At 43.9% G+C, this 11,310-nt stretch carries 8 protein-coding genes and 1 pseudogene; 2 read left to right on the top strand and 7 right to left on the bottom strand.

All coding sequences use genetic code 11. The features are described 5' to 3' along the window. Positions 1-5: 5 nt before the first annotated feature. The 7 genes and pseudogenes from FDW95_RS06425 to FDW95_RS06400 form a co-directional block, all read right to left on the bottom strand. Positions 6-788: a hypothetical protein gene (locus FDW95_RS06425; protein WP_137363444.1), complete on the bottom strand. Its 783-nt coding sequence runs from the start codon at positions 786-788 to the stop codon at positions 6-8. Further along, entirely contained in the window at positions 785-4,045 is a 3,261-nt protein-coding gene (locus FDW95_RS06420; protein WP_137363443.1) for an ESPR-type extended signal peptide-containing protein, read from the bottom strand. Before FDW95_RS06420 ends, FDW95_RS06425 begins: the two co-directional genes overlap by 4 nt. A gap of 327 nt (positions 4,046-4,372) precedes the next feature. Beyond that, a complete protein-coding gene (locus FDW95_RS06415) occupies positions 4,373-4,855 on the bottom strand; it encodes a hypothetical protein (RefSeq protein ID WP_115258179.1) in 483 nt (160 codons plus the stop codon). Further along, the gene (locus FDW95_RS06410; RefSeq protein WP_137363442.1) at positions 4,848-5,696 is read right to left on the bottom strand and encodes a winged helix-turn-helix domain-containing protein; all 849 of its coding nucleotides are present in this window, start codon (positions 5,694-5,696) and stop codon (positions 4,848-4,850) included. Before FDW95_RS06410 ends, FDW95_RS06415 begins: the two co-directional genes overlap by 8 nt. A 745-nt stretch (positions 5,697-6,441) precedes the next feature. Continuing rightward, positions 6,442-6,945 carry a hypothetical protein gene (locus FDW95_RS06405; RefSeq protein ID WP_135953068.1) on the bottom strand — a complete coding sequence of 168 codons (504 nt, stop codon included), beginning with the start codon at positions 6,943-6,945 and terminating at the stop codon, positions 6,442-6,444. Between the two features lie 1,231 nt (positions 6,946-8,176). After that, positions 8,177-8,420 (bottom strand): annotated as a pseudogene (locus tag FDW95_RS23520) (IS110 family transposase); the annotation flags it as partial. Positions 8,421-8,586: 166 nt separating this feature from the next. Then, positions 8,587-9,474 carry a LysR substrate-binding domain-containing protein gene (locus tag FDW95_RS06400; protein ID WP_115258175.1) on the bottom strand — a complete coding sequence of 296 codons (888 nt, stop codon included), beginning with the start codon at positions 9,472-9,474 and terminating at the stop codon, positions 8,587-8,589. A 109-nt stretch (positions 9,475-9,583) separates the two neighbouring features. On the opposite strand from FDW95_RS06400, the gene FDW95_RS06395 reads away from it, so the two are divergent. Both FDW95_RS06395 and dctP read left to right on the top strand, forming a co-directional pair. Beyond that, positions 9,584-10,174, top strand: coding sequence for a nuclear transport factor 2 family protein (locus tag FDW95_RS06395; protein WP_115258174.1), 591 nt, complete (start codon positions 9,584-9,586; stop codon positions 10,172-10,174). 52 nt (positions 10,175-10,226) lie between these two features. After that, positions 10,227-11,294 carry a TRAP transporter substrate-binding protein DctP gene (dctP, locus tag FDW95_RS06390; RefSeq protein ID WP_115258173.1) on the top strand — a complete coding sequence of 356 codons (1,068 nt, stop codon included), beginning with the start codon at positions 10,227-10,229 and terminating at the stop codon, positions 11,292-11,294. Positions 11,295-11,310 lie beyond the last annotated feature (16 nt).

Genomic DNA, 11,310 nt, shown 5'->3' with positions numbered 1-11,310 from the left:
GAGATTCAGGGGGCCAGTCTACCGTTTAACACAACATCAAAACTAATCTCACCACCATTGCCATGGTAATCGCCGTTAACCTGTAACGTATCTCCGACACGTCTATTTGCATTAAGAGCAAACATTCCGCTGTTAACAATATTCTGCTCAAATGCGAAGGTATTTCTATTTCCCAGGAAAGCAATATTCCCACTATTGTTCACATCGGCAGTTAACCGTTGATCATTGGAAATTGTTAATCTACTGCTCTCATCGATATCAAGAGTACGTCCTGCTATTGTCGCCCGGTTAGAGAGATCGTCTTCCCAAAAATCACGTTGTAGATCGAGAATAGTTGCATTCGACAGATGTATAGACTGAAAACCATTGATCATCTTGCTGAGCTTTTCATCAGCCACTGCTTGGGTGACATTGCTCAGAATAAAGGTATTATGCCCGGCCCCACCTTCCAGATGCTCAACCGAGACGTTATTCCCCTGGATAGTCACAGTATCGTCACCATCACCGGTTTTAAGTATTCCATTGTGCAAACTGTTATCGGTAAACAGTACTGTGTCATTTCCTGCACCGGTATGAATCACACCTGAAGTTTTGCTGTTGCCTGTGTTGATCAGTATTTCATCGGAATCACTCAGCTCTACCGCCATGTCAGTCACAGAATGTGCTAGAATCTGGCCAGAATTCACCATCTGGTTTAAGGTACCTGAAACAAGTACAGCTTTGGAATTTTGGCCAGTGAGCACAGCCGAAGGGTTAATAAACAAAATATCCGTCGCATCGCTTTTCACCGCATTACCCGTTCCGGATACATCGATAACCCCTGAAACAACCAACGAGCCAGTGGTGTTGCTATATACCCCGGAGCCATCACCCAGAACATCAATTTTCCAGTTATCGCTGACTTCCAGACTACCTTCACCTCTTGAGCCATCCGCTGCGGATAATGCAATCCCTTTGCCCCCGTGTTACTGGAGACAAGAATATACCCATGGGATAGCGAGTCGATATTATTCTCTGACAGTAAAGCTGCTCCAGAACCCGACATCTCAATGGTTGCACCATCAACCAGAACATTCCCGGAAGAGGACTGGTTAGTGATAATGTTTCCATACCCACCACTTTTCCCCGTAAGATGAGCATCTTCATTGAGCACAACACGTCCCGCATCAGCGTTTACTAGTAGCGCACTAGCACTACCGTCCACAGTGATCGATGCTGATGTATTGAGCGTTGCACCTTTAGCCACCTGAATGCCTGCGTTACCATCATTCACAGTTATCGAGCCAAATTGCCCCGCCGTATCAGGTGAAACCGTTGATCCTACGCCGCTCAGCACAATCGCAGTACCATCGCTCAGTTCAATATTGCCGGTGTTGATCAATTTCGCGCCGTTATTAACATTAAACAACACCACACTTTTGGCGTTATTGACATAAATATCAGCCGTATTAGTAAATAGAGAATCACCACGCCCTACAGCCACCCCATTAACATCGTAGCGGATGTTATCTATCACTACTGCCGTCGTTTTATCGCTGAGCGCCAGTTGCGAGGCCCCACTCATTTCCCCTCTTGCCCCACCTTCCACTCGTACTGCTGTGGATTTTTCACCGGTGATTGCGAAGTTAAGAGAATCCATATTTGCGTGAGAATTTTCGCCGCTTACTACCAATGCTGTGGAATTTTTACCGGAAGCTATCAACTTCTGATTGGGTTGAGTAGCCAGCGTCGAACCACTATCAATACGGATAAGCGTGGAATCATCGATAGAAATATCCAGCGGCTGGTTACCGCCAATATTTATGGTTGACCCCTCACCAAATGCGAAGAACCCGATTCCATTCACGCCACTATTGAAGTTAATGTTGCTACCTGCGGCGATATTGATACGACCGCCATCGATGGCATAAGCACCAATACCACCATCACCATTCAGGTTGATCTCTCCACCTTGCATATCAATCAGTGATCCAGCACCCTCAGCCATTAAACCGTAGCTACGAACCCCTTCCGTCCCCATACTGCCATTGATATTCACAATACCAGCATCGATAATCTTGGCCGACCTTCCACTTTCACCGGATAAGTTTTCAGTAGTGGCCTTCAACCCTACCTGATTGACACCATTAAGATTAATGGTGCCGTTATGTGTGAATTTACTCCCATCGCCAGCCTGAACGGCGAGATTTTGTAACCCCAATACCGCGCTGTTAACATTAATAACCCCTGTTTCGGTATTCGTCCCTGTTGCCCCGGCTGTGAGTTTTATACCCACTGCGCCCTGCGTTTCTGCGCCAATGGTAATCTTTCCTGCATTCTTAATTTTCGAAGCGCCACTAGCCATCACTCCGATACTACCAATAAGTGGGATATCCTTACCCCCCGCACCAGAGAGATACTGGGCAGTGCGACCGATATATATTTCCCCATCAGCGTTATTAGTGAATTCCGGCGCAACCCCAAAAGAACTCTTGCCGATTAACTCCACCCCCGTAGTCAGTGGAGAAAAACCATCTGCATTAACGGCGACATTGATTGTTCCGCTATTAGTGCCCTTACTACCCGTAGCATTGAGCGTTATGCCGCGTATCAATTGGTTAGGTAAATTCTGACGCGCCTGGTTTGCCGATCCTACATTGATAATGCCGGTGTTATCGACAGAGCTATTCGCGCCAACAAGCACACCACGAGCCGTAAACATATCAACAGGGGTGGAGGTATCAATTTCATTACCGTTGGTCAGAAACCCTACGTTCATAAGCCCATTATTTTCAAAGTGGCCGCCTGTATCCACTTTCACCAGGGCGCTAATAGCTGAAAGACTTGTCCCAGAATTAAATCCGGAAAGCACACCATCATTAACAATGGTTCCACCGCTAGAACCATAAAAAATGATATTACTGTTATTTACTTTCGCTTCGATGTCGCCTTCACGGGTAAGGCGAACTTTTGCATTTTCGCCATCTGCTTGTGCTAGCGCCATCGTCCCTGGAGCCAGAGTAACTTCATCACCGGCAGTGACCAGTGAGGAACTTTTATACACAGACTCCTCCGTTTTATAACTGTAACCATATGATAAAACGGTATTATAACTAGAGGCGGTGAGATTACCTTTTTTCAGTTGATCGATAACCCAGTTATTGTATACCCCCAGCGATGCAACATCTGTCACGGTGTGCGTCGTGGTATTCCCTTTTACATCAGTCACTTTAAACATTCCTGCATAAACAGGAACCTGAAAGCGCTGTGTCGACTCAACTTCTTGCCCACCTACGGCTGAAGCAGGGTAATAACCTAGGAATGCGGTGTTTTTAGAGTTCCAGACAATCTCGCTATTATTTCCTGCTGTACCATCGGCATAAAACCAGGATGACGTTTTTCCTGTTTCTCCCGCTTTTCCTACCAAAGCAAAATAGTTCTCGCTCGCGGAGATCCCTTTGGTTGGATCGCCCAAATCAAGTGTTAACGTTCCTCCTGAACTGGCTACTTGCCCCATTCTGGAATTGACATACTGCATGTCATGAATATCGCCGGTATTTACGTAATACGTGATTGCTTCACCTGTAACCGGATCAATAGCCCATGAACCAGAATTGAAATTTGATGAGGTATAAACAGGAACCGAAATATATGAACCGGGGATATTGGTATCAGGTACCAGTACCGCCTCTGTCCTGGATCCTGTATTTAATCGCTCCCAATCTCTTGATCCCGAGACAATTAGGCCAAAATCAACCATTTCTTCGTACGTCAAAGATGTCTGGTTATTTTTACCTTTATTTATCGTCGCAAGCGACCCGCTAAGAGTATGAGATGCGCCATTAGAGACCTCAAAAGAGCATACTGCATTATCACAATCTACGGGGTTAAAATTTAAACTCGATACATCATTAGCATATACCCAAGCACTAGCTCCCAACGCCGCCAAAGCTGTTACTGTACAGATCGAACGTTGCCCACTTTTTTTCCTTGTGGTCATAAGTTCAGAAACGACAACCCAGCTTTCTGCTGCCTTATTCCATAAGACACGAAAGACACGATTCATTTAAACAACCTCGTAAAAATCAATTATATATAAACGCCAACCAACTTATAGAATATTTACTTTGGAAAAAATATACTAAGAGTGATTTATGATACCGATCATCTACTGGCAACATAAAAAGGTAAACAAAATGCATCTTAACTATTCTTAAATTTCCTTAAATGACATTACTAATATATTTAGTTAAATTTAAGAGTTAAAAACACAACATCAAAAACATAATCAAGATATTGTTTTTAAAGAGAATAAATTAAAAGCAAAAGAAGTAGCATGGAGCATACCAGAGATAGAAACATCTAGTATGCATTAGGGGAAAGAACGAGATTTTTAACGGTAGCAGAGAAATACGGGGCGTTTGCCTACTGAGAACATAAAACTATCTGAGCCCTGTGGTAGGACAGAATAAACGACATTTTTTTCAGGGTAGATGTAAAAATCCGGAAGTAATTCACTAATTGCCTCATCAGAGACAGAGTCATCATTTATAATATTATTCACTTTGACTGATGTAAAACTGAAAGAGTCTTTGTTTTCAGTCCATATATAAGATACATCCCTTCTGATTGCACCGATAACTTTATCATCTTTAGAATAAGTACCATTAACTGTGACGACGCCTGCTTGTTCATTCAAATTATACATAAAATCCAGCGTCAGGTTGGCACGGATATTATTGTGGTAAACAACTACTGAGGCTGAACATACTTCCGCATCATCCCCACTCTCTTTTTTCAGACTATAAAACCATGATAATGTTACGCCTGCGACAAACAGAATCAAACAATATACAACCACCGTCCTTTTAGTCACTTGTTATCTCCCGAAAATAGAGGGTGACGCATCCTGAATGTGAAGTATTCTCATAAGGTTCTTTACAGATGAATGCTGACAGGGCAGGCATTGAGCTGGATGAAAGAAAATAAATCCATGGATATTTCTTACAATCAACCCCTGTTTGCTTAATCATATTTTTGAATTTTATAAAATTACCAAACCTTTTAATATCATCATTTTTGGATAAGAAATGACAGCCATTCTCTATTGAGTTAATGGTATATGTACTAAAGAAGTTTTTTTCTACGTCACTATTCCAGGAATGCTGAATTAATAAAACACCGAGACCAAATGATATTAGCATCAATATTAACGGTACAATGAGGTTATAGCTCCACCCTTTCTTATTATCAGTTTTCAACTGCAGGGTTTCAGTAACGGAAATTTCTGCTTCAGGGGAAAAATGTTTATCCTGGAGCTCATTTTTAACCGATTTTTCACTTGCTTCTGCTTCTGCTTCTGCTTCTGCTTCTTTAGGTAAAACCTTAGTAACCTTCACACTACTATCAATCTGGAAACCCTTTCGAGGAACTGTTGAAACCAGCGTATCATTGGTTTCTCCCGTTGTTCGTAGTCCACGACGAACGATTGATATATTCTGATAAAGCGTATTTGCCGGGACAAGCATCCCATCTTCAGCCCAGACGAAAGTGAAAAAATCTTTTTGAGGAACTATATTTGGAAAAGATTCCAATAACAGGACCAAGCAACGACTAGCTGGCGCTGTCAGCATTGCGCTCAGATCAGGGTTACTCACCGATACCAGCTGGTTTTTGTCTGGATAGAATTTAATATTATCGTTAATAATCCAGAACATATACTGACACCATAAATATAAATTAATAACATTATACTCTGTATTATTACGTTGTCAAAGCCACGTGAAAAAAAATTGAGTATGAATTAAGCGATACAATGCCACATCTAGCACATAAAATTTAATAAAGAATTACTAAGCGAGAATGATCTGCTCTTATATAACCCATGGATAACATTATTATTTAAGCCATCTATCAGATGGTTGCTTTCTGTTAATCAAAAATACTTTAAGGAATATTTTAATTATTCATCAAGGGGCATCCATCTTCACGATGAATACCCTAGTGTGAAAAAATAAGTCATTCTCGCGCATCGTCAGAGATAGAATTAATTCAAAAGAGTAATTGTTAAGCGTATAAATTTGGTCAGTATTCGCACGAACCTGAACTGTTCCAAATCTTGATAACTGCCTTCAACTTCAGATCTCATCTTTCCGGATAAGCTACTACGCAACTGCTCTGGAGTAACGGTAGATAGGTCGATAATGCCTCTATCTACCGCTAACACCTCATCTCGAGATTGCAAATTCCAGGCAAGAATATATGCTTCTGTACTATCCTCAATATCATCTATATTTTTCCCATACTTTCATCTTCTAAAGAAGCAATGGATATTTTAGAAAATACTAAAGCAATAGTGTGAAAAATGAAAAAAAGCAACAATAATTAAAAAATGAGTTAAAAGGGTTTGATGCTTTCATAAATAATGTTAATTTCGCTGATGTAAGTATAAAAACCGGCTAACTATGTATCCGACTTGCGAAAAGGCACTCCCTTATTAATACAATTTTCCCAAGCATTCATTGTCCGAAAAAGTATTTTTAAATTTTTACACCCTAATTTTTCTAAGGCACTCAACTTCTGAGCGCTAATAGTTTTATGACTTATTTTAAACATAAACTCCATTTCTTTTGGAGTCATGCCATTGAATAATAAAAAAAGCGTATTTAATTCTGAACTTGACAACATCCCCTTTCCTTTACCCTGAATACATTCATAGTTCATAATTAAGTCATGGATATTTCTTAAAGGTAATGATTTTGAAATAACAACCTTTCTTGTCCTGCAGAAAGAAATGAAATTACTCTTGTGCTGGTATATTTCACTTTTCTTCAAAAGAAAAATTGAATCACATCCAGAGTCAAGAACGGTATCAAATTCAAAAAATGATTTTTTATTATAGAACAATAAAAAACAACGCAAACCTAAACCACAGTATTTGTCTTCAGATATTATATCAATAAACATTTTATTCAATACTCAAAAACCATTACTTCATCTTTGTTTGTAAATATAATAGATAATTACAGATTCAAACAAAATAGGATTTAAGAAGTTCCCTCGTTTCTTAATAAGATATAAGATTATTTTCCTAAATTTAAGATAGCATACTACAATTAAGGTTATTTAAGAGCATTTAAGAAACCCGCTTAAGAAAGCAAGCAGATTTTTTGCTTTCTATATATTGAACATTCAATACTCGCGATAATTCCAGCCCCCCCTTTCACAATCTATACAGTTCAAATTCTCTCGCGTCACATACCTTCAATAGCTTTACGCACATATTCTCATGCGTGGCCGAACACCGTACACCTCGAATGACCGAATGAACTGTCGGTAAGGTACAAAAAGGGTCAGTAGTTCACGCGAAGATATTATTTCAATCAACACGTTGGCCAGTCTGTCTGCATGTGATTCATCTAGCAAAGGAACCCAGAAAAAATAGAAATTCGGGTGTAAGATATAAACCGTTTCTCTCAGTACAGCTTGACGTTTACGGGCATCACACCTCTGCTCTCATCCATGAATAGTGAATCGCTGAACGTATCAATGTGGCCGCAACTACCCGCAAACTCGGTCATTAGAAATCGTAAACTTATGGCTGGCGTAAAGAACAACATCAACTCCTGACAAGCTCTGAGCAAAAGCAGGAACTTGCCGCCAAGAATACCAGACTCAAATACCTGCAGGCTAAATATGACAAAGAAATGACTATTCTCCAAAAGGCCCGACATACATCGCGAAGCCCTGAAGTTAAGTATATCTGGTGTCGACGTCACCATCTGCTGGACCGACGACAGCAACTCCGCCGGATCTGCAATATGTTACAAATGGCCCTACGGCGGCATAAACTACACAGTCGCATAAGCGAACTAGGTACTGTTAAGGCAATGCGTGCGCGGAAAACATCTTCCACTAGCTGAGTGTCAGAATATATCCACGGGGAAGGTGTTATCAGCCAGAAATGATAAGAGCTATGGTATTTAATTATATCGAGTGCAATTACAATCGGTGGCGTCGTCACAGTGCCCATGGTGATTCAAATTTGAAAACAAGAACCTTAATTACGGCCATGCCCACATAATGCAGGTAGGGTCAGTCATATCCGCTTCACGTCCTAAGATATTCGACAAGCGTTTTATGGCATCAGTTAGGGCAAGTATAGCGCTTCAACTGCCAGCAAAAATCTCACTTCGTCTTAGCGGACTTTGGTCTTCCAGCAGAGATAAATTATCTTTACCCATTTGAATGCCAAGGCCTAGATCGCTGATTGGTGATTGGTGATTGGTGATATTTTCCTCTCTGTCCATTACAGTACAACCTGGCCCAGTTTGATGAGTTAACCGTCTCTTAGCAGCCCATTCAATCAAGATCTGTCTGGAAAACCTGGCACTTTGCCATCACCACCGAAACCAAGTTTTTTGGCTACTTTGTTCTATCACAGATCGTTATATACCTATTCAGCAAATTGGTAGTCATTCTGGTGGTCTTGACAAGCAGTGAATTCAAGTTTAGCTTACTTATTAGCCAGTTATTGGCTACGGCGATCCCAGTCAGAGGAGCCAAATTTAAGAAGCCTGCTTAGGAAACTAAGCGGTTTTTTTGCTTTTATACTCCCGCATTTTCACGCGCTATCTGCAGAAAAGCCTGTACAGCCCCCTTATTCTCTTGTTGCCTGCTGATGAGCATCAGATTCGCCGACAGTTCCGGCGCATCCAGTGGGCGGTATACCAATCCAGGAATATTCACATGCTGCAGAGGATCGGGCACCAGCGCCAGCCCCTGGCCGGCGGCGGCGAGTGCAAGCACGCTTAGGGTACTTGCGGTGCAATGGGCGATATGCGGAGCATGGCCCATAATTTCGGTAAGTGCGGTGTAAAGCGACTCATCAGCCCCATGCGCGTCATAAAAAATGAGTGGCTGCTCGGCGAGCATATCGATTGTCAGCGACGCCCGTGCGGCCAACGGGTGGTCGTCAGCCATCGCCACTTGCCGGTGCCAGACACCGATCTGTTCAGCCATTAGCGCGGCATCATGGATTTTGTGGTGATCGGGGGTATAACCCACATCGAGCTGTCCCGTCAGGATAGCCTCGGCTTGCAACAACGGTGCGACTTCATTCACAACCAGTTCGGCATCAGGGTAGGTTCGGCGAAAAGCACGCAGATCGTTGGTGAGCTTGCCGCTAAAGACGGCATTACCGGCAAACCCCACGCGTACATGACCCGTTTCACCACGTATTGAGCGCTGAACGGTCAGTCGGGCGTGTTCCGCTTGCTCCAGCGTGCGCTGCGCCTCGACCTGTAGTAGCCGCCCGGCGTCCGTTAACTCCACTTTGCGGCTGGTGCGTACAAACAGCGGACCACCGAGTTCCTCTTCCAGGGCTTTGATTTGCATACTCAGCGCAGGTTGGACGATATGCAGGCGTTGAGCTGCGCGACCAAAATGGCCTTCTTCGGCAACAGCCAGAAAATAGCGCAGATGGCGCAGATCCATATCGTTACTCCGTCATCAAATAAAATGATTAATCAGTCATATCTATCTATTTGAGTTTATCTCCATTGGGGATGAAACTGAAATCCAATCCCGTACCGGAGTACATGTTATGCAAAACTATTTGGACGACCGTCTGCAAATTACCGATCTTCTCACGGGCTGGATGCACCGCGATCTGGGGGAATGGCAGCAGCTGCGCAACCTTTTTCACCCGGACGGCACCATTGAAATCACGTGGTTTGAGGGCCTCGCCAGCGATTTCGTTGAGGGCTCAATGCGGATGGGAGCGTCAGATGTGCGCACCAAGCATCTGATTGGCACGCCGGTAGTGACCTTCAATGGCAACGCGACGAGGGCTATTGTCGAAACCAACGCAATGATTATCGCTGAGCACGTTAAGCTGAATCTGGGCTGCATTGGTCATAACCGTTTCTATGACATGGCAGAAAAACGTGACGGCGTCTGGAAGCTGTTCCATCGCCAGAGTATTTACGATATGGCCAGCTTTACCTTTCCGCTCGGAATGGTCGCGATTGACCAAAGTGCGGCAGAGAAATATCCGCGTGAATACGCCGCGCTGGCTTATCTGCTGGAAAAAAGTGGTTTTCCGGTTCAGCGCGTCTTTGCCACCCGTGGCAGCGATCTGGAACAACAAATGAAAGCAAGTGGTACACGCTGGTTAGCCGGGCAGACGGCCTGACAATTTCATCCGCCATTGACCCTTTTTCATCTCAGCAACGCAAAGGAAATGTATGCGCCCCAACAAAATATACGGAAAATATCTGGCAATGCTGTTCATCGCCCTGCTGCTACCGACCACGGTTTCGGCTACACAAATCCTGACATACAGTGATCATGAACCGCTAGGTGGGATGCGCACTCGCTTTCTTAACGACGTGCTCTTCCCCGCCATTGAGAAAGAGTCAAACGGACGGCTGAAAATAGAGGCGCGCTGGAGCGGTGAGCTCAGTAACAGCTACGATGCATTACGCAACGTCGGCAACGAACGAAAGGTGGATATGGCGACTGTCGTACCTGAATACACCGCCGACGCGCTGCCCCTGAATCAGATATTTAAAAGCTTTCCCGTCGGACCGGCCAGTGAACAACAGGTGGCCTTCTTCCGCCACGTCTACGCTGACATCCCGGCATTTCCGGCTGAACTTGAGAAAAATAATGTGGTGAGTATTTTCCTTGCCACTGGCTATCCACTGGCCTTTTTCAGCGCTAAGCCCATAGCGACGTTGAGCGATATCAAAGGCGGCACATGGCGCTCTGCCAGCTTCTGGCACCGTGATTTTCTGCAAAACGCTGGGGCTAAACCGGTGACCATGCCCTGGGGTGAAAAGACCTATAACGCACTAAAAACGGGGGCAATCGATGGCATGATGCTGAACGTGGACAGCGGTTACGCTCTTAAAGCGTATCAGTTCGCACCCAATGTGCTTCTCGCCAAAAATCTGTGGCTGGGGCATCTCTATATTCTGACGATGAACAAAAAAACCTGGAACGCGCTTTCTCATGAAGATCAGGTCGCCATTCAGCGTGCGGCTGAAACAGCGTATCAATCTCTGGGTTCAGTCATGGACAGGTGTTTTAACACCCAGATAGACGATTTACGCCAGGCTGGGGCCTCGGTACGCGTTCTGCAATCGCAGGAGGTTGCACAGTGGAACACCGCCACCCATTACCGGGCTGCGCAAACCAAGTGGGTCCACGAGCAGGAAGCGAAAGGCGTCAAAAACGCAGGCATGGTGATGAAACAAGTTAGCGCCATTATGGATGAAACCCTGTCACAAAAAGCGCGCGTAAAACGGTAGTTATCCATGAACTAGT

Source organism: Citrobacter sp. wls718, assembly GCF_005280945.1.
Classification (GTDB): Bacteria; Pseudomonadota; Gammaproteobacteria; order Enterobacterales; family Enterobacteriaceae; genus Citrobacter; species Citrobacter gillenii.
Note: the sequence above shows the minus strand (reverse complement) of the source record. Positions and strands in the feature narration are given on the sequence as shown.

Coding starts and splice junctions, on each gene's coding strand:
- FDW95_RS06420 (WP_137363443.1), bottom strand. CDS start 4,045: ATGAATCGTGTCTTTCGTGTCTTATGGAATAAGGCAGCAGAAAGCTGG.
- FDW95_RS06410 (WP_137363442.1), bottom strand. CDS start 5,696: ATGTTCTGGATTATTAACGATAATATTAAATTCTATCCAGACAAAAAC.
- FDW95_RS06405 (WP_135953068.1), bottom strand. CDS start 6,945: ATGTTTATTGATATAATATCTGAAGACAAATACTGTGGTTTAGGTTTG.
- FDW95_RS06400 (WP_115258175.1), bottom strand. CDS start 9,474: ATGGATCTGCGCCATCTGCGCTATTTTCTGGCTGTTGCCGAAGAAGGC.
- FDW95_RS06395 (WP_115258174.1), top strand. CDS start 9,584: ATGCAAAACTATTTGGACGACCGTCTGCAAATTACCGATCTTCTCACG.
- dctP (WP_115258173.1), top strand. CDS start 10,227: ATGCGCCCCAACAAAATATACGGAAAATATCTGGCAATGCTGTTCATC.